This is a genomic window from Synechococcus sp. W4D4 (genome assembly GCF_047716805.1).
In the GTDB taxonomy this organism is placed as follows: domain Bacteria; phylum Cyanobacteriota; class Cyanobacteriia; order PCC-6307; family Cyanobiaceae; genus Vulcanococcus.
On record NZ_CP180404.1, the window covers coordinates 1,252,360 to 1,266,193 of the forward strand.

General features: G+C 60.4%; 33 protein-coding genes. 16 read left to right on the forward strand and 17 right to left on the reverse strand.

The window, feature by feature from the left end; translation table 11 throughout:
• The first annotated feature begins 165 nt into the window (after nucleotides 1-165).
• Complete coding sequence (locus ACLM42_RS06780; protein WP_247910661.1) at nucleotides 166-345, forward strand: hypothetical protein; 180 nt, start codon at nucleotides 166-168, stop codon at nucleotides 343-345.
• Nucleotides 346-403: 58 nt separating this feature from the next.
• The gene (locus tag ACLM42_RS06785; RefSeq protein ID WP_247910660.1) at nucleotides 404-583 is read left to right on the forward strand and encodes a hypothetical protein; all 180 of its coding nucleotides are present in this window, start codon (nucleotides 404-406) and stop codon (nucleotides 581-583) included.
• Nucleotides 584-593: 10 nt separating this feature from the next.
• On the opposite strand, the gene ACLM42_RS06790 is transcribed toward ACLM42_RS06785, so the two are convergent.
• The 4 genes from ACLM42_RS06790 to ACLM42_RS06805 form a co-directional block, all read right to left on the reverse strand.
• A complete protein-coding gene (locus tag ACLM42_RS06790; protein ID WP_247910659.1) occupies nucleotides 594-857 on the reverse strand; it encodes a DUF3764 family protein in 264 nt (87 codons plus the stop codon).
• Nucleotides 858-928: 71 nt separating this feature from the next.
• Entirely contained in the window at nucleotides 929-1,141 is a 213-nt protein-coding gene (locus ACLM42_RS06795) for a hypothetical protein (RefSeq protein ID WP_415398598.1), read from the reverse strand.
• A 465-nt stretch (nucleotides 1,142-1,606) separates the two neighbouring features.
• Entirely contained in the window at nucleotides 1,607-1,831 is a 225-nt protein-coding gene (locus tag ACLM42_RS06800) for a hypothetical protein (RefSeq protein ID WP_415398599.1), read from the reverse strand.
• Between the two features lie 39 nt (nucleotides 1,832-1,870).
• On the reverse strand, nucleotides 1,871-2,269 hold the full coding sequence (locus ACLM42_RS06805; RefSeq protein WP_415398600.1) for a hypothetical protein: 399 nt from the start codon (nucleotides 2,267-2,269) through the stop codon (nucleotides 1,871-1,873).
• A gap of 242 nt (nucleotides 2,270-2,511) precedes the next feature.
• On the opposite strand from ACLM42_RS06805, the gene ACLM42_RS06810 reads away from it, so the two are divergent.
• Nucleotides 2,512-2,853, forward strand: coding sequence for a hypothetical protein (locus tag ACLM42_RS06810; protein ID WP_415398601.1), 342 nt, complete (start codon nucleotides 2,512-2,514; stop codon nucleotides 2,851-2,853).
• Here the strand turns inward: ACLM42_RS06810 and ACLM42_RS06815 are convergent.
• Nucleotides 2,850-2,993 carry a hypothetical protein gene (locus ACLM42_RS06815; RefSeq protein WP_247910654.1) on the reverse strand — a complete coding sequence of 48 codons (144 nt, stop codon included), beginning with the start codon at nucleotides 2,991-2,993 and terminating at the stop codon, nucleotides 2,850-2,852. The two genes, ACLM42_RS06810 and ACLM42_RS06815, sit on opposite strands and share 4 nt — an antisense overlap.
• Nucleotides 2,994-3,054: 61 nt before the next feature.
• Complete coding sequence (locus ACLM42_RS06820) at nucleotides 3,055-3,585, reverse strand: dienelactone hydrolase (RefSeq protein WP_415398602.1); 531 nt, start codon at nucleotides 3,583-3,585, stop codon at nucleotides 3,055-3,057.
• 129 nt (nucleotides 3,586-3,714) lie between these two features.
• Here ACLM42_RS06820 and ACLM42_RS06825 point away from each other — a divergent pair, with 129 nt between their 5' ends.
• From ACLM42_RS06825 to ACLM42_RS06835, 3 genes are all read left to right on the forward strand, one after another.
• Nucleotides 3,715-3,927: a galactose oxidase gene (locus ACLM42_RS06825; RefSeq protein WP_415398603.1), complete on the forward strand. Its 213-nt coding sequence runs from the start codon at nucleotides 3,715-3,717 to the stop codon at nucleotides 3,925-3,927.
• 82 nt (nucleotides 3,928-4,009) lie between these two features.
• Entirely contained in the window at nucleotides 4,010-4,231 is a 222-nt protein-coding gene (locus ACLM42_RS06830) for a hypothetical protein (RefSeq protein ID WP_247910651.1), read from the forward strand.
• Between the two features lie 149 nt (nucleotides 4,232-4,380).
• Nucleotides 4,381-4,650, forward strand: coding sequence for a hypothetical protein (locus ACLM42_RS06835; RefSeq protein WP_415398604.1), 270 nt, complete (start codon nucleotides 4,381-4,383; stop codon nucleotides 4,648-4,650).
• Here ACLM42_RS06835 and ACLM42_RS06840 read toward each other — a convergent pair.
• Nucleotides 4,634-4,819: a hypothetical protein gene (locus ACLM42_RS06840; RefSeq protein WP_415398605.1), complete on the reverse strand. Its 186-nt coding sequence runs from the start codon at nucleotides 4,817-4,819 to the stop codon at nucleotides 4,634-4,636. The two genes, ACLM42_RS06835 and ACLM42_RS06840, sit on opposite strands and share 17 nt — an antisense overlap.
• A 74-nt stretch (nucleotides 4,820-4,893) precedes the next feature.
• Between ACLM42_RS06840 and ACLM42_RS06845 the strand changes: the two genes are divergently transcribed.
• From ACLM42_RS06845 to ACLM42_RS06865, 5 genes are all read left to right on the forward strand, one after another.
• Nucleotides 4,894-5,148: a hypothetical protein gene (locus ACLM42_RS06845; RefSeq protein ID WP_415398606.1), complete on the forward strand. Its 255-nt coding sequence runs from the start codon at nucleotides 4,894-4,896 to the stop codon at nucleotides 5,146-5,148.
• A 58-nt stretch (nucleotides 5,149-5,206) separates the two neighbouring features.
• A complete protein-coding gene (locus ACLM42_RS06850; RefSeq protein ID WP_247910647.1) occupies nucleotides 5,207-5,377 on the forward strand; it encodes a hypothetical protein in 171 nt (56 codons plus the stop codon).
• Nucleotides 5,378-5,580: 203 nt separating this feature from the next.
• Nucleotides 5,581-7,308, forward strand: coding sequence for a SulP family inorganic anion transporter (locus ACLM42_RS06855; RefSeq protein ID WP_415398607.1), 1,728 nt, complete (start codon nucleotides 5,581-5,583; stop codon nucleotides 7,306-7,308).
• Nucleotides 7,309-7,354: 46 nt separating this feature from the next.
• Nucleotides 7,355-7,597 carry a hypothetical protein gene (locus tag ACLM42_RS06860; RefSeq protein ID WP_371820725.1) on the forward strand — a complete coding sequence of 81 codons (243 nt, stop codon included), beginning with the start codon at nucleotides 7,355-7,357 and terminating at the stop codon, nucleotides 7,595-7,597.
• 266 nt (nucleotides 7,598-7,863) lie between these two features.
• Nucleotides 7,864-8,010 carry a hypothetical protein gene (locus ACLM42_RS06865; RefSeq protein ID WP_247910644.1) on the forward strand — a complete coding sequence of 49 codons (147 nt, stop codon included), beginning with the start codon at nucleotides 7,864-7,866 and terminating at the stop codon, nucleotides 8,008-8,010.
• A gap of 9 nt (nucleotides 8,011-8,019) precedes the next feature.
• Here the strand turns inward: ACLM42_RS06865 and ACLM42_RS06870 are convergent, their stop codons facing one another.
• The 8 genes from ACLM42_RS06870 to ACLM42_RS06905 all read right to left on the reverse strand — a co-directional run bounded on the left by ACLM42_RS06870 (nucleotide 8,020) and on the right by ACLM42_RS06905 (nucleotide 10,766).
• Complete coding sequence (locus tag ACLM42_RS06870; protein WP_247910643.1) at nucleotides 8,020-8,199, reverse strand: hypothetical protein; 180 nt, start codon at nucleotides 8,197-8,199, stop codon at nucleotides 8,020-8,022.
• Nucleotides 8,184-8,273 carry a hypothetical protein gene (locus ACLM42_RS06875; protein WP_415398608.1) on the reverse strand — a complete coding sequence of 30 codons (90 nt, stop codon included), beginning with the start codon at nucleotides 8,271-8,273 and terminating at the stop codon, nucleotides 8,184-8,186. The genes ACLM42_RS06870 and ACLM42_RS06875 overlap by 16 nt, the downstream gene beginning before the upstream one ends.
• Before the next feature lie 54 nt (nucleotides 8,274-8,327).
• A complete protein-coding gene (locus ACLM42_RS06880; protein WP_247910642.1) occupies nucleotides 8,328-8,510 on the reverse strand; it encodes a hypothetical protein in 183 nt (60 codons plus the stop codon).
• A 75-nt stretch (nucleotides 8,511-8,585) separates the two neighbouring features.
• Entirely contained in the window at nucleotides 8,586-8,747 is a 162-nt protein-coding gene (locus tag ACLM42_RS06885; protein ID WP_247910641.1) for a hypothetical protein, read from the reverse strand.
• Between the two features lie 268 nt (nucleotides 8,748-9,015).
• Nucleotides 9,016-9,162 carry a hypothetical protein gene (locus tag ACLM42_RS06890; protein ID WP_247910640.1) on the reverse strand — a complete coding sequence of 49 codons (147 nt, stop codon included), beginning with the start codon at nucleotides 9,160-9,162 and terminating at the stop codon, nucleotides 9,016-9,018.
• 242 nt (nucleotides 9,163-9,404) lie between these two features.
• On the reverse strand, nucleotides 9,405-9,872 hold the full coding sequence (locus tag ACLM42_RS06895; protein ID WP_415398609.1) for a cupin domain-containing protein: 468 nt from the start codon (nucleotides 9,870-9,872) through the stop codon (nucleotides 9,405-9,407).
• 36 nt (nucleotides 9,873-9,908) lie between these two features.
• Nucleotides 9,909-10,145 (reverse strand): hypothetical protein, encoded by a 237-nt coding sequence (locus ACLM42_RS06900; protein ID WP_415398610.1) that lies wholly within the window; start codon nucleotides 10,143-10,145, stop codon nucleotides 9,909-9,911.
• A gap of 219 nt (nucleotides 10,146-10,364) precedes the next feature.
• A complete protein-coding gene (locus tag ACLM42_RS06905; RefSeq protein ID WP_415398611.1) occupies nucleotides 10,365-10,766 on the reverse strand; it encodes a YccF domain-containing protein in 402 nt (133 codons plus the stop codon).
• A gap of 294 nt (nucleotides 10,767-11,060) precedes the next feature.
• Here ACLM42_RS06905 and ACLM42_RS06910 point away from each other — a divergent pair, with 294 nt between their 5' ends.
• Genes ACLM42_RS06910 through ACLM42_RS06920 form a run of 3 tightly spaced genes read left to right on the forward strand, consistent with a single transcriptional unit; the run spans nucleotide 11,061 to nucleotide 11,787 of the window.
• Nucleotides 11,061-11,297 carry a high light inducible protein gene (locus ACLM42_RS06910; protein WP_247910636.1) on the forward strand — a complete coding sequence of 79 codons (237 nt, stop codon included), beginning with the start codon at nucleotides 11,061-11,063 and terminating at the stop codon, nucleotides 11,295-11,297.
• 20 nt (nucleotides 11,298-11,317) lie between these two features.
• Nucleotides 11,318-11,533 carry a chlorophyll a/b-binding protein gene (locus ACLM42_RS06915; protein ID WP_247910635.1) on the forward strand — a complete coding sequence of 72 codons (216 nt, stop codon included), beginning with the start codon at nucleotides 11,318-11,320 and terminating at the stop codon, nucleotides 11,531-11,533.
• 56 nt (nucleotides 11,534-11,589) lie between these two features.
• A complete protein-coding gene (locus tag ACLM42_RS06920; protein WP_415398612.1) occupies nucleotides 11,590-11,787 on the forward strand; it encodes a hypothetical protein in 198 nt (65 codons plus the stop codon).
• Between the two features lie 19 nt (nucleotides 11,788-11,806).
• Here the strand turns inward: ACLM42_RS06920 and ACLM42_RS06925 are convergent, their stop codons facing one another.
• Complete coding sequence (locus ACLM42_RS06925; RefSeq protein ID WP_415398613.1) at nucleotides 11,807-12,130, reverse strand: hypothetical protein; 324 nt, start codon at nucleotides 12,128-12,130, stop codon at nucleotides 11,807-11,809.
• 89 nt (nucleotides 12,131-12,219) lie between these two features.
• Between ACLM42_RS06925 and ACLM42_RS06930 the strand changes: the two genes are divergently transcribed.
• Complete coding sequence (locus ACLM42_RS06930; RefSeq protein WP_415398614.1) at nucleotides 12,220-12,528, forward strand: hypothetical protein; 309 nt, start codon at nucleotides 12,220-12,222, stop codon at nucleotides 12,526-12,528.
• A gap of 45 nt (nucleotides 12,529-12,573) precedes the next feature.
• Entirely contained in the window at nucleotides 12,574-12,744 is a 171-nt protein-coding gene (locus ACLM42_RS06935) for a hypothetical protein (RefSeq protein ID WP_247910631.1), read from the forward strand.
• Between the two features lie 61 nt (nucleotides 12,745-12,805).
• Here ACLM42_RS06935 and ACLM42_RS06940 read toward each other — a convergent pair whose 3' ends face one another.
• Complete coding sequence (locus tag ACLM42_RS06940; RefSeq protein ID WP_247910630.1) at nucleotides 12,806-13,828, reverse strand: rod shape-determining protein; 1,023 nt, start codon at nucleotides 13,826-13,828, stop codon at nucleotides 12,806-12,808.
• Nucleotides 13,829-13,834: the final 6 nt, after the last annotated feature.

Below are 13,834 nucleotides of genomic sequence, written 5' to 3' on the forward strand. Positions count from 1 at the left end.
CGTTGTCGCCGGATCGCTGTCGACAGCACAGAAGTAGTCGAGGTAGCTGCCCTCCGATTTGGAAGGAACAAAGAAGAGCTGGTGGAGCATCACGTCACGGTCCGAAATACTCCTGACCGCACGGAAAGAATCATCCTTAGGACCAATTTTTCATGCTTAACAGTGATGGCAGAGCCCAAGCGGATATGCCGCACCTCCCGCGGCTCCACGATTGATGCGGTCGGCAACGGTCGCTATCGGGTCTGCGACCGCAACCTCAAATGCGCCGAAGTGGAAGGGCTATGGCAGGCCTATGAAGTGGTCAAGGATCAGGAGTGCCGCAACCCTGTCGCCTGGCACCACTAGGGATTAAGCCACGACAACAGACCACAACCGCCAGGATTCAGCAAACGCTGCCATCCTCATGGAGCCCATCACCTGGCTGATCATCACCTGGGCGACCTACTCACCGCATCGGACGACGGCCGCCCTGGAGAAGGTTGCTCAAGCCAACATGGAGCAGTGCAGGGCCAACGCTGAGCTCATTACCGAATGGCAGCCCAAAGCCAGCGTCAAATGCATTGAGGGCGTGCGCGGCTTCTAGGCAGCTCCCCCTAAAGAAAGACCTGACTGATCGTGCTCTCAAGGATGTGGCCGGAGGACGCAATCATCTCGGCGTTCTCCGCGATGAACTGCTCCATCACGCCGGTTTCAGCCTGCATCACGGCGCAGACCTGGGTCGGGTCGTCCTTGCTCACCCCTCGAAACAGACACTTGATCCCAGCTGCCTCCAGAAGCGACGCAGAGGAGTCATAGGTCGTGACCCACTCCTCGAAAGGCTTATTGATCGAGAAGGTGAGCACGTGGGTTTCAAGCATGACCATTCGTCTTTGCCTGAATAAATCACGGTTTCCCCTCGCCGTCCAACAACAGGTCAGCGGCACTTCGCTCAGCGCTGCAGTGGGCCTGAAGCCGGTAGGCGCCTCCGCTTGAAACGCTCGTAATACAGGTACATCGCAAGCCAGACCCATCCCAAGCCGCAGGTGGTCAGCCCAACCAAGGCGATTTTGATCATGCGCAGGCTCCAGCGAGCCAACCAACGCCGCAGGGGAGGTCTGGGACGCTGACGCGGCGGACGTGCTCGACTCGGGCTGCGGTTCATCGCGCACCAGCGAAGCCCAGAGCAGTCATCTTGGGCAAGCAACCTGCCATTCTTGGACGCTCCTGCCCGCGAGGCAATGGGCATTAAGCCCGATTGCACTGCCCCTCCATCTGGCTGAAGCTAGGGCCATCGAGATCGGAGACGCCTCAGATGGCCGACACTCCACCCAACCAGATGTCAGGAGCGAGCTGACTGAAGGCGCCTGCTCCAACAGTCTTCTCAAACCGTGAGCGGGCCGTCAGATCAAACAAGCGTGTTCGTTTGAGCTGTCGGCACTCCATCTGCACCGCTACAGGTGCCCTAGGAGAAACAACTGCTCCACACCTGGACACCTGGCCCCAGGTGACCTCCCTCAGCAGCTCCGACCCACTCTTTCGTTTCTCACGAAGCGGGTCATCCCATGCATGAACGAGCGAACTAGGCCGTCTCTTCCATCCGGGAGGGGCGGCCTCCGCCTTTGGAGGTTCAAGCGATCCAATTGTCCTGATCCATGATTGTTTTGATCAGCAGTCCCAACCGCTTGAACTCTGAGAAGTTCAGCTCCTTGACCGCTTGATCCAGGCCGCTATCCACCCACTCGCCGCCCTGCTTCTGGTAAATCGTGAAGTCTTGATTGAGGGACTCGCGCTTGATGCAGTAGGTCACTCCGTCGTCGTGCAGGAACTCTGCGGAGTGCAGCTGCAAACCCATGGATCCTGATCAAGCTCCCGCAAGATTAGGAGCCATTGCTCAAGGCTCTGACTGGCTCAGTTGATCGATCGCAAAGAGCCTCTGCTCAATCTGCCTAGCGATTCCCTTGTAGATCCCGACCCGCTCCTTGGATTTGATGGCGATCTCCAGGTAGAGCAAGACTCCGATGGTCAACATCCAAGGAGAAGCTCCCGGACTGAAGCTGAACACCACCAAGAGAACGGCAATGAAAGCCCGCAGAAAGCGGGTGAAGGTGTTGCGTTTCTGAGCCAAGAACCTGGCCGAATCCTCCTGGGCTCTCAGACGATCTGCCCCTTCCAACGGATCACCATCGGTATCCAACCAGTCAATGGGCAGACCACCACGCCGTTGATAGACGATGCGATAACTCAGACCCTGCGGCGTTTCCTGGATACGGGTTCCTGAATAGGGCGCCAACTGGAGAGCTCGTCTGCGATCTCCCGATTTTGACAAAGGTCGATCGCCTCCCTTGCCGCTCCAGCCCCACCTGAGTCATGACTGCAGTGGAGAAGGCTCGACGTCACGGACCGTCCTCATCAGGGGTGCGGTGCAACGCGCCCCATCCACAACCCTCCAGTGCGCGCCTCTCCACCTGCCGCTGGGGAGTTTGTTGCGTTGGCCCAAGACAGCCAACATGCAAAGAGCAACCGAGCAGAGCCATGTCGGAAGAAGACTTTCTGCAGGCGCTCTCCAGCGTTGATGAGCAGCTCAGCAGCCACTCGAGCTGGCAACAGATCAAAGACGTTGCCTCGGTCTACCCCTGGTCCCTCGGAGGAACCCAGCTGACACCAGGGCAGCAGTGCGTGCTCGCGTTCTGGCGGATCTTGTCTCGGGATGATCAAGGCCAATCGACTGCCCCAATGCCCGGCGAGGGAACCTCCGAGCAAATTCAGCAAAGCCTGAGCGATTTTCAAGAGGACTTCGAAACCTCGGTCCTGATCAACACGGATCTGGACCTCGACTCCATCCGGGAGCTGTTTGCAGCGCTGGCCCCGACCTAGGCCAAAGAACGCTGCGAAGGAGCTGCACTGAGGAGCGATTCAGCCAGCCAGAGCTCCATCGCCGTTTTCAGCACCAACAGGCTGGCGGCAAACGTCAACATCCGAAGCATGAGGACTCGGTCGACTGCAACCAATGTCACGGCAACAACGATCCGCAACTGTTGCCGTCACTGCAGAGATCAGCGATCCCACACCTCTGCTTCAAGCCTCGTTGAAGAACGGATCCGGCAAGGACGGGTCCAACAGTTTGGCGACGGCGCCCTGTCCCACCACGGGTAGACCTTCTGGCTGCAACAACCCCAACTGAACAAGGACCGTGGCTTGATCCCAGTAGATGTGCTCGTAACTGACCGTCTCTCCTTCAATCCCAACGATCACCACGAAGGCCACTTCGACCCTCCGATTCGTGGGTTCCACACCCGGCAGCATCCAATCGATGCGGTGGGTATGGGTGAAGCGAATCACCAATTCATCCACCAGACGCTCCGGCGAATGGGTGCGCGTGATCGGCGTAAAGATCACATCGGGCGGGAAAAACTGTCCAACGAGCCGCTTGGCGTAAAAACGGCGAACACCCTCAGCCCCTGAACCACCAACCATGGTCGGGACATTCACCAGATGGGGATTGGCGCTCATCGTCCCCAACGTGCCATCCAAATCTCCCGCCAGCTCCGCGTCCATATGACGTTCAAAAATCGCGTCGATGCGCTCGGCCAATCCATCCGTCGCCATCGTCAGCCCGCGAAGTGCTTCATTCTCAAGCTTCAAATCGGCAAGGACAAGGCACAGCCCTTGCGCCAAACCCCAACCAGGAGTAGTACAGGTGTACCACGCACGAAGCGTATGGACGAATGGGAATTCATGGAGGCCAAGCTGCTGCGGGCCTCCCGATCAGGACGGGTCTGCATCACTTGCCAGCACTTCACCTACGGAACCGACGCCCATTGCCGAACCCTGCTCGGCTGCAAGCTTCAATCCAAACAGCTTGACCAAGGCGAACACCTAACTAAAAAGTGCCAGCACTGGCTCACCAGACGAGAACTCCAGGTGGGATGGTGCCCAGAGGCCGCATGACCACAGCTCATGACAAGACAGCGCGCCTTTTCGAATTGCTGAGAAGCTGTGAAAACACTCGCCTTCCACCGTCCGTACAACCGTGCCCTGGGAACCAACTGAGGACTTCCTCAACAGCGGCTATCAAGACGTCGTTGCGCTGGTCGAACACTGGCAGAAGCAGTACGGCGCCGATCCCCACGCCTGTGGAATGCTCCTGCGCACAGTGGGGCTCTCCTACCTAGAGCACTACGGAGAGGGGGGAGACCACAGCAGCACCCACCCCTTCCCCAATCACGCTGGCTCAAGCCAGCCAAAGCCCTGAAGAGGGCTCAAGCCGCCCCATACGGGGACAATTCGGAAGAAAAACGAAAGGAATAGGTATTAATTCCCTGGGCGGCGGCGGCTTGAGCCGATTAGTCCGGATGCAAGAGGTGAGTTTCCAATCCTTGTCTCCTCCTGCTCCCCATGACCATGGCCCAAAACATCCAGGAGCAGGTCAAACGCTCAGCCCATGAGCGCTGGATTAGCACAGGCCTGGCTGGTCGTCTGATGAGGCTGTGCCCGACCCTCTTCCCCGACCTGCAGTCGGCGGGCGCGTGGGTGAGCGAGCAAACGGGCACGGCGATCGGAGGAATGGGAGGGACCCGGCTGATGCTGCTTTTGCGGGATCACGAGCTCCGGCGCATGGTCGAGGACCAGCACGCCTGCGCCCTGACCTGTGCGATCAGGAGCGATCAGTAGGGGATCGCTTCAGCCAAATTCGCTCGAGCACCTGGCGAAACTCCTGCTCTGTCAACGGCCGCGCCAGACGCCGCCGGCGGGTGATGGCGCTGAGCCACCAGATCTGCAACGCCACAAAGACCAACGCCAGAACAGCGAGTTCAACCCATCCGCTCTGCAGTGCTGGCATCAGGCCCTCAGCGCTCGATCCATCCAAGCGTCCCCTGAAGACATCCAGGAACTGTTGCTAAGAGAAGAGCAGTGATGCATTCGGCCATGGGCTACGTCATCGGCCTGTTGATGGTCTGCCTGCCCTGCGGCTTCATCTCCGCCTCCATCGCCCGCGCCAAAGCCAGGCGGGGAGCCCGTTGGTTTTGGGCCGGCCTGCTCTTTGGGCCGCTGGGCCTGGTTGGAGCAGCAGGGATGCCCGATCGCAAAAGCCAGGTCTGGTTGCGCTACCTAGCCCAGGCCCAGGGCTATCAGCCGCGCCACCAAAAAGAGAGCGAAGTGCCTGAATAGCTGACACCAGCCATCCCCCATGGCTACGACGTGGAGATATGACTGATCGGCATCTGTTGTGCCCTGTTTTGATCTCACCGTTCACTTCCCCGATGGGGATTCAGAACTGCACCTGATTGCCTTCAGCGAGGGCCATGCCTTCACCTTGGCCAGGCGGCAATTCGGCAATCGCCCGCTGACGATTCGCAAGCGCCCCATGCCGCCCAGGCCCTCTCCCAAAAGCAACTGACAGCTAGTGCGTCTAAGCACTTCCACTCATGACAGGAGCCAAGGGCTCGGAGTCATAACAATGCTGGAAGCGATCGCCTTGTCGCCGCTCTCCAACTCGGGGGCCTCTCTTTGCTGATCCTGGCCCCCACCCCACAGCTCCATGCGAAGCAGCTGACGGCTACTCCAGCCTTGGCATCCTGAAGGACTCACGGCGGCAGCAGCATGCGTTCTCCATTCCGCGAGCCCCCTGAGTCGAGGGTCTGGCGGCTCAGTCGCACCTGGAGCCAACCCTGGCTGAAGAACTGGCGAGGAGACATCACCGGTGGCATCACCACCGCCGTGGTGGCCTTACCGCTGGCCATGGCCTTTGGCCTGACCTCCGGAGCGGGTGCGATCGCGGGCCTTTGGGGCGCGATTGTTTTGGGATTCATCGCCGCTCCCCTCGGCGGAACCCCCTCCCAAGTCTCAGGACCCACCGGTCCGATGACCGTGATCATGGCCGCGGTCATCACGGCACTGGTTGGTCGGTACGGGCCAGAAGCCGGCCTTGCCGTGGCCTTCACCGTGGCGCTTCTGGCTGGCATCTTGCAAGTGCTGTTTGGGGTGTTTCGCCTCGGGCAGTACATCGTGCAGATGCCCTACTCGGTGATCTCGGGCTTCATGTCAGGGATCGGCGTGATCGTGGTGGTGCTCCAGTTGCCGATCCTGCTGGGGCTGAACCTCAAGGGCACGATCCCGCAGATCCTGGCGGCGCTGCCGGCTCAGCTCCCCAACCTGAACGGCCTAGCCCTGCTGGTCGGCTGTCTGACCTTTGCACTAATCCGCTCCTACCCCCGGCGCTGGAACCGCTGGATCCCCGCTCCACTGGTGGCCTTGGTCCTGATCTCGGCGCTCAGCACCCTGCTGCCAGAGGAATCCATCCCCCGCCTGGGTGCCATACCCCAGGGATTGCCGACCCTGCGCTGGCCGGAACTGCGCTTCGATGAGATTCGGCTTTTGGGCGGCTATGCCATCACCCTCGCCGTTCTGGGCTCCATCGACTCGCTGCTCACCTCCCTGGTCGCCGACAACATCACCCGCACCCAACACCGCTCCGATCGTGAACTGATCGGCCAGGGGCTCGGAAACATGGCCGCCGCCCTTGTGGGGGGCCTGCCTGGAGCCGGCGCGACAATGCGCACCGTCACCAACGTGCAGGCCGGCGGCAGGACTCCCCTTTCGGGGATGGTGCACTCGATGGCCCTGCTGATCGTGACCCTGGGAGCGGGCCCCTTCGCCGCTGGCATTCCCCTGGCCGTACTCGGGGGAATCCTGCTGCATGTGGGCCTAGAGATCGTGGACTGGAGCTTCCTGAAGCGCGCCCCACGCCTCTCCTGGAAAGCCACGGGGCTGATGTGGCTGGTCCTCTTGCTCACGGTCTTTTGGGACCTGGTCACCGCCGTGGTGATCGGGGTCTCGATCGCCAACGTGATCACCATCAAGGACCAGGCCGATGCCCTGCACAAAACAAGCCAACGGATCGCCGGCGGCGATGGCGATCCCAACGGCCCCTCCGCCCTCAGACTCAATGCCGAGGAGCAAGCCCTCCTGCGGGAGGCTGGCAGTGAAGTCGCGCTCTTGAACCTTGCGGGCCCCCTGAGCTTTGGTGCCAGCCGCTACCTGACCCAGTTGCTTCAAGAGAGCGCCGCCTACGCCACCTTGATCCTGGATCTCACAGCCGTCTCCCATCTGGGAGTCACGGCGTCGCTAGCCATCGATGCGGTCTGCCGGGATGCCACACGCCAGGGACGACGGGTGATCATCGCCGCTCCCCAGGAGCGCTACCGGGAACGCCTCGGACGGCTCGCCGTCACCCGTTTCATCGGCGTGGAGCTGTGCCTCACCAGGCAGGAGGCGCTGCTCTGCGCCCGCAGCCATCAGCTTGCGGCCGGGTCCCAGCAGGCTTCCTAGCTTGATCCCAGTGGAACCTGGCCCCTTGAAGCGCACGTCCCTCAATCTGACTGGCAGCTGTCTGCTGCTGGTTGCCCTGACAGCCCCGAGCCCGAGCTGGGCACAAAAGCGGATTCCCAAGGCCGCGGGGCACGACCAATGCCCACTCGGCTATGTCAACGACCTGGGTAGCTATTGCGTCTCGCCCATCTACTACCAAGTGGCACCCACCAATGGCCAACCCTGCCGCTCCGGCTGGATGAACATCGGGGCGGGCTACTGCAAGAAAAAGACCCTGGGCATCTTTTAAAACCCGTCAATGTGCCTATGGCCTTTCGCGAAGGCACAGAGCCATAAAGGGTCTGGAGGCGGTCGAGTACCAACCCGCTCTCCAAACGGGGGCCGCCCCCCCTTGAGGCCCCCAACAACAACCCTCTAGCGCTCCCGCCGAACGCTGGAGGGTTTGTTGCAAGGGCGACTGCCGGACCTTGGAGCGCCACCATCTAAGCCAATGTGCTCATGCCAACGCAGCGTCGACGTTTTTAGCCCTGGAGGAGTTCCACCCTCCAGGCCGAAATGATTCGATCGCCTGAGCATCAGGTCCACCCCGAAGGCCACCTCCGCCATGAGGTGATCGACACCTTCAAAGGTGTTCTGCCCTTACTGGTCGCCTTGACCGCCGCCTGGCTGGCCATCGACCTTGCCACCCACCTGGTGACCTAAGCGGGATCCTTAATCGTCAGATTGGCGCCGCTGATAATCCATGCAGCCCTGGTAATCACTGGCCTTGAGACAGCGTTCATGGGCCGGCAGCCTCCCGTCGCTGGGCTTACCAAACAACTGGTCGGTGTCGTCTTCTGACAAGCCAAAAAAGGCGAACAGGACCGGGACCAGGATCAAGCCGCTGAACATCTGCTGGGGGAAGAGGGCTTCACAACGCCAGTGACGCTATGGGGGTTCACCGTTCGAATCACCCCCGTATCCACGCAGGCGATCTGAAAAAAGCTGCTGCCATTGTCCCTAGCGCCAGCACACCCGCACTAGCGCTTTGGTGTTGTGCGGTCAGCCTCGGCCAGGTTGCAATCCACGCGGGCCAGGCGCTCCATCACCCGATGGAGATCCAGCTCCGAGAGCTCGCCGCTAGCCGTCCACTTCATGCAGGTGGAACCCAGGCAATCGCTGGGCCCTGGCTGACCAACTCCAGGCTTGTTCAGGGCTTTCATCACGCCCTCCTGTCTTCTGATGGATTCACTCTCGAACCGCCGAAGGCGGAGGGCCTACCCCCAGATGGGGGCAGTTCACTCGGCGTAGGTCTGCGCCAAGGCCGTGAGCAACTCGGAGATGAATTCACCAGGGCAACCCAGCTCCTGCTGCAGCTCGTCGCACTCATCGCGGAAGAACTCCAGCGTGCGCGCGATCACTCCATCCCGCTGCTCAGGGGTAGGCGTCCAATCAGCCATGGGCAACACTCGAGCTGGGGGAATGATGATCAAACCAGCCCAGCGATCCCCCGTGAGTCAGCCGCCCCAGATGGTTCTGGCTGGCGTTTCTCAGCATTTTTAAAGATCTGGTTGTAGCAATGAGCACGCTGCCCCAGCTCGAAGCGAGGCCAAGATCACAGGGCTGGCGGAGCGCCTTGGCGCCCGCAGAGGAAGACACCCTGCGCCGTCAGCATCCATGAGAACGCGGGCCCGACAGAGCGGGCCCGCCCCTCAACCCCAGGCGTCCTCAATACGGAAGCGTGAAGCCCGACTGCATGTTTTTCACGTCGAGCATCACCCAAGTGAGCCAGACGATGAGGCCAATCACCCCAGAGACAGCCGCAACCCTGCCGGAGAGGCGCAGGAGCCATTCCCAAAGACTGATCTCTTTCACCGGCCTCGCCGCAACAGCTGCATCCTGCCTGGTCAAAACACCAACCGACGCGGCAGAAGCCAGGCAAATCTGGCAGGCTTAAGCGACTGCAAGGGAAGTCCCCATCAGCCTTCCGGCCTCCGATTTAGCGCATCTGGCGCGCTGTGCCTGGCTCCGGCAGCAGTGCACCAGCGATAGCGAGCGCGCCAACCGCGAGTTCGCGACCTTGCTGATGTGGCACCAGGCCGCCAGCTCCTTTGGGGCTAATGCGGGGGCTGGGCCGTCGTTGTCAAAACCGTCGTAGGGGAACCCTCTACGCCCGCATAAAAGACCACGAGCTCCACCGGTTCAGTCCCCAGGGCACGCCCGGTGTGGACGGTATTGACCACCTCAACCAAGGCCTCTCCCTGACGGAAGGTGTGACTAGAGCCATCGAGTAATTCCAGGGTCAAGGCACCCTTGAGAACCACAGCAGCGTTGATCACGGGATGCCAATGCAGCGGCAGACGCACCCCCGAAGGAATCGTGATTTTCAGCACCTTGATCTGGGGCTGACCGGACGGATAGCGAGGCAAGGTCTGTCCATCCCACTCCCGACTGGAGTTGGCGAGTTCCGTGACCTCGACACCAAGGGCCCCCGCGCCATGGTCATCGTGGGCCTTGACCTCAAGCGTCAGGGTGCTGCAGAGGACAGCCAGGGCTAAAGGGGTTAACCACGAGCAACGGTTCACGGGCATGCGTCCTAGAAGGGAGCCATGGAACACGTCTTATTGGCCTTTCTGGCGTTTGGAGCCGCCGTGTTGAGCCTGATGGCCTGGATGGTCGCCTCCTTCACGAGCGGCCGGGTGCGCTAACTCCATCAGCTCCGCATCAATCGCCACCAAGGGCCCGCTCAGATGGGAACGCCGCGCCAGGGCGATCGCCTGCTCACGGCTTTCCGCCTGCACTGAGCGCGTGCCACCGGCGGAGGAGTTACAGCTCCAGACCTGATAGCGCCGAAGCATGGCAAGCAAGAGGTGGACCCTCGTCCTAGCCACAGAGTCGCCCAGCGACACAAGGGGCAGCAAAAGCTGAACAGAACCCAGCCTCCCCCAACCCAGATGCACTGACGTCGCTATGGAGAGGGACCCAGCCCTGCTTCCGTGCCGCTCCTCACCGATCCCATTGAACTGATCTGGGGAATCGCAGGCCTACTCAAAGCCTCCCTCTGGGACGAACCGAGCTCAACGCTTCGGAACGACCGTCATCCCAATGGGAGCCAAGGCAATCAGCGCCAACTTGATGTGCTGCAGCCCAAAGGGAATGCCCACAACCGTCAAGAAGCAAGCCAAGGCTGACGCCAGATGACCAATCGCCAGCCACCAACCCGCAACTAGAAACCAAATCACGTTCCCCACGCTCCCCAGGGGCCCAGTCCCCCAATCGCGGCGGCCCGTTAGAGCGTGGCGTGAGATTGCCTCTTGACCAAAGGGCCAGAAGGAAAAGTTCCCGATCACAAAACAAGAGCGGGCCCAGGGCAAGCCCACGACACTGATGGCGCAGAGCAAGCCTGCGAACCACCAACCCAGGCCCATCACCAAACCACCCAGGACAAACCAGAGGAGGTTGAACAGGAAGCGGAACAAGACCGAGGCGCATCAACTGATGGGACTGTCGAGGCGATCCGGACGGCTTGCCAAGGCCGGTTACAAACGGTTACAGTCGCTTTACGTTTCGCAACACCGCCATGGAATCCGATTACGGAATGGCCATCACAGCGATGGTTGTGGTGGGTGTACTCCTCACCGCAGGGGTGGTGTTCGTTCTCTCTCGGCCCACCGATCTGGGCCCCACCCGCAAATAACGATGGCACTGACCGCACTGCTTCTCTTTGCCAGCTGGATCGCCGCTTCTCTGCTTCAACCCACCCCTCAACAACCATGAACAACAACCAAGTCACTGATCAGTGGTGCCAGCACCGCGCTGAAGAGTCCATCCACCAGCAACAACTCCAAGACGTCGAGCGCTTCAACGGCCGGATGGCGATGCTGGGCATCGTGATCGGAGTCATCACTGAAGGCCTCACCGGTCAGGGCATTGCTCACCAGATCGGCCTTGGTCCTCTGATCGACGGCTACGCCACCTGCCACACCCAGTACCTTCCCTTCTGCTTCTGAGTCAGCCAAACCCGCTCGAGATGAACAAACAGGAGTTCCGCTACGAACCGGTTGAGTCCTTCGGCAAGAGCATGACGTCACCAAGGCCTTGGGACGTCTCGGCTCTCAGTGGCGTCGAGCGACTCAATGGCCGAGTCGCCATGCTCGGTTTCGCCGCCGCGCTGATTGGTGAATGGCTCACCGGCTATGGCCCTGCCGGCCAGGTCATGGCGCTCGTGCGCTGGTACCTGAGCTGAAAGACTGACATCGCTCCCATTGCGTTGCTAGGCCTAGGTCAGAGACCAAGGACGCGATGAACCACATTTATGAGGTCTTTCACTCCGGGCCGGCAGACTTCGGCCGGTTTCATGTCGTCGCTGAAAATCGGCAGCACGCCAAGGCCATGGCTGAGGCAGATTTCCCGCAGCACCAATTCGCGGTGTTTCGCAGCGAACTGATCAGGCCGGAATGGCGCTACCAGTTGCTCAGCGAGTGGCGCTCAACGCTCTAGCGGCGTCCTTGGAATCCCCTCAATCACAGCTGGTGGAGCGGGAATAAATCAACCCCAACTCTGAGGCCCAAGCCAAGAGATTGTTGGTGGCGGTCAGAACCTCGAGGGATCGACTCCAGGCCTCATGCAGATCCGAGGCCTCGAGCACATAGCGCTCTGCCCAGTCGTAAGAACGCACCAATCCACAAGCCTCCTTGAGGCGATGTGGAGTGAGAGCGTGGGACTCCACGCGCTCGATCAGGCCCTTATCCCAAAAGGCCCGGCCGACGCCACGCTCACCAGCAAAACTCTGGTGAAGGGTCGAGAGCACAGTCTCGAATTCTGGTCGTTGGATCTGGTCCATGAACCAGGCCTAACACTCTCTAAATAACTCGCGCAGGCGAAAAAACACTGGCGAGGACCAAGGCTTGCCTTAGCCAGTCGACCTGAGCCATGACAAGACCGGTGGCAGGGGCAGAACCCGAAACCCCGCCAGCGATGGCCCTCGGACCACCCGGGGGCTTTTGCATCCCAGGGCACCGACGAAACGACGAAGCGATGGAGCGTTGCGCGATCAATCCAGAACGAATCCTGGTGATCACCCCGAAGGGGTCCACCATTGAGGCACTCAGCGATGGCGACTATCGGGTCTGCTGGGCCTCAGGGGTTTGTCAAACCGTCAGCGGATTGCATCGGGCCAATGTTCTGCTCTATTGGCATGAGGAAAACAACAGGGAGCGCTGCCACCCGAGCCACCCTTGACGGCGCATTCGGGACTTGTTTGATGGGCTCGACTGCGGATCCTTGATGAAGATCAAGACAACGTCCCTCCAGGTCGCAACCCGGGAATCCCTGAGCCTGCTAGACGACCTGCGCTCTGAACTAGCACCCAGCACGATGGGCACCGCGCAGTGGAGGCGGATTAACCAGTTAGAAGACAAATTGCTGGCACTCTTGGCCCTTGCTCAAGTCAGCTGAGGCACAAAAAGGCCCCCGGGATAGAACCCCGGGGGCCTTGGCTTTGAGGCCGGAGTAGACCTCAGGAATCAGCGCTGGTGCAGCGCTTGAGGTTTTGCCAATCCTCAATCACTTGTCCACAGCCATTAACCACGCAGTGCAGCGGGTCATCGGCAACGATGGTGAAGATACCCGTGGATTCCGTAATCAAATCGCTAATGCCCGGGATCAAGGCACCACCACCGGCGAGCACGATGCCGCGGGCGTGAACATCAGCGGCGAGCTCAGGGGGAGTGCTTTCCAAGACACGCTTGATCGTGTCAACGATGGCACCCAGGGGCTGTTGGATTGCTTCGCGAATTTCACCAGCGGTCACGGTGATGCTCTCGGGCAGTCCGGTGCGGTTGTTGAAACCGCTGACCTCCATGTGGCGATCATCATTGCGAGCATTCGCATGGGCAGAGCCAATGCTGATCTTGACCTTCTCGGCGGTGGCTTCACCGATCACCAAGCCATAGGTCTTCTTCAAGTAATCGGCGATGCTCTCGGTGATTTCATCACCAGCAATTCGGATCGACTCACTCTCCACCGGAGAGCCCAGGCTCAAAACCGCGACATCGGTTGTACCACCTCCGATATCCACAATCATGCTGCCGACGGGCTCGGTGATCGGCAGCCCAGCACCAATGGCAGCGGCCACCGTTTCATCGATCAGATAGACCTCTTTCGACCCGGTGATTCCGGCTTCACGGACAGCCCGGCGCTCTACATCGGTGATGCTGCTGGGGATTCCAACGACCATCCGAGGCGCGGTCGACTTACCGGCATTGCCTCGGCGCATGAAGGTTTGAATCATGAGCTCAGCGGCGGCATAATCAGCAATCACGCCATCGCGCAGGGGGCGAATCGCCTGAATCGCTTTGGGGGTTTTACCGATCATGCGTTTCGCGCCTTCTCCCACCTCCAGTGGGACGCCTCTCTCTAAATCAAGAGCGACAACAGAGGGTTCGTCGAGGACAATTCCCTTGCCTGATACGTACATCAGGGTGTTCGCCGTCCCCAGATCGACACCGATGGAAGAGGTAGTCCGGAAAGGCCAGAACATGGTTTT

What these genes read in the sequence shown, in the direction of transcription:
- ACLM42_RS06810 (WP_415398601.1), top strand. Translation starts at nt 2,512, where the DNA reads ATGTCGGAAGAAGACTTTCTGCAGGCGCTCTCCAGCGTTGATGAGCAG.
- ACLM42_RS06900 (WP_415398610.1), bottom strand. Translation starts at nt 10,145, where the DNA reads ATGCTTCGGCGCTATCAGGTCTGGAGCTGTAACTCCTCCGCCGGTGGC.
- ACLM42_RS06820 (WP_415398602.1), bottom strand. Translation starts at nt 3,585, where the DNA reads ATGGCGACGGATGGATTGGCCGAGCGCATCGACGCGATTTTTGAACGT.
- ACLM42_RS06925 (WP_415398613.1), bottom strand. Translation starts at nt 12,130, where the DNA reads ATGGACCAGATCCAACGACCAGAATTCGAGACTGTGCTCTCGACCCTT.
- ACLM42_RS06915 (WP_247910635.1), top strand. Translation starts at nt 11,318, where the DNA reads ATGAACAAACAGGAGTTCCGCTACGAACCGGTTGAGTCCTTCGGCAAG.
- ACLM42_RS06825 (WP_415398603.1), top strand. Translation starts at nt 3,715, where the DNA reads ATGGAGGCCAAGCTGCTGCGGGCCTCCCGATCAGGACGGGTCTGCATC.
- ACLM42_RS06935 (WP_247910631.1), top strand. Translation starts at nt 12,574, where the DNA reads ATGAAGATCAAGACAACGTCCCTCCAGGTCGCAACCCGGGAATCCCTG.
- ACLM42_RS06795 (WP_415398598.1), bottom strand. Translation starts at nt 1,141, where the DNA reads ATGAACCGCAGCCCGAGTCGAGCACGTCCGCCGCGTCAGCGTCCCAGA.
- ACLM42_RS06790 (WP_247910659.1), bottom strand. Translation starts at nt 857, where the DNA reads ATGCTTGAAACCCACGTGCTCACCTTCTCGATCAATAAGCCTTTCGAG.
- ACLM42_RS06870 (WP_247910643.1), bottom strand. Translation starts at nt 8,199, where the DNA reads ATGTTCAGCGGCTTGATCCTGGTCCCGGTCCTGTTCGCCTTTTTTGGC.
- ACLM42_RS06845 (WP_415398606.1), top strand. Translation starts at nt 4,894, where the DNA reads ATGCATTCGGCCATGGGCTACGTCATCGGCCTGTTGATGGTCTGCCTG.
- ACLM42_RS06835 (WP_415398604.1), top strand. Translation starts at nt 4,381, where the DNA reads ATGGCCCAAAACATCCAGGAGCAGGTCAAACGCTCAGCCCATGAGCGC.
- ACLM42_RS06885 (WP_247910641.1), bottom strand. Translation starts at nt 8,747, where the DNA reads ATGGCTGATTGGACGCCTACCCCTGAGCAGCGGGATGGAGTGATCGCG.
- ACLM42_RS06840 (WP_415398605.1), bottom strand. Translation starts at nt 4,819, where the DNA reads ATGCCAGCACTGCAGAGCGGATGGGTTGAACTCGCTGTTCTGGCGTTG.
- ACLM42_RS06910 (WP_247910636.1), top strand. Translation starts at nt 11,061, where the DNA reads ATGAACAACAACCAAGTCACTGATCAGTGGTGCCAGCACCGCGCTGAA.
- ACLM42_RS06930 (WP_415398614.1), top strand. Translation starts at nt 12,220, where the DNA reads ATGACAAGACCGGTGGCAGGGGCAGAACCCGAAACCCCGCCAGCGATG.
- ACLM42_RS06785 (WP_247910660.1), top strand. Translation starts at nt 404, where the DNA reads ATGGAGCCCATCACCTGGCTGATCATCACCTGGGCGACCTACTCACCG.
- ACLM42_RS06940 (WP_247910630.1), bottom strand. Translation starts at nt 13,828, where the DNA reads ATGTTCTGGCCTTTCCGGACTACCTCTTCCATCGGTGTCGATCTGGGG.
- ACLM42_RS06865 (WP_247910644.1), top strand. Translation starts at nt 7,864, where the DNA reads ATGATTCGATCGCCTGAGCATCAGGTCCACCCCGAAGGCCACCTCCGC.
- ACLM42_RS06800 (WP_415398599.1), bottom strand. Translation starts at nt 1,831, where the DNA reads ATGGGTTTGCAGCTGCACTCCGCAGAGTTCCTGCACGACGACGGAGTG.
- ACLM42_RS06880 (WP_247910642.1), bottom strand. Translation starts at nt 8,510, where the DNA reads ATGAAAGCCCTGAACAAGCCTGGAGTTGGTCAGCCAGGGCCCAGCGAT.
- ACLM42_RS06780 (WP_247910661.1), top strand. Translation starts at nt 166, where the DNA reads ATGGCAGAGCCCAAGCGGATATGCCGCACCTCCCGCGGCTCCACGATT.
- ACLM42_RS06920 (WP_415398612.1), top strand. Translation starts at nt 11,590, where the DNA reads ATGAACCACATTTATGAGGTCTTTCACTCCGGGCCGGCAGACTTCGGC.
- ACLM42_RS06855 (WP_415398607.1), top strand. Translation starts at nt 5,581, where the DNA reads ATGCGTTCTCCATTCCGCGAGCCCCCTGAGTCGAGGGTCTGGCGGCTC.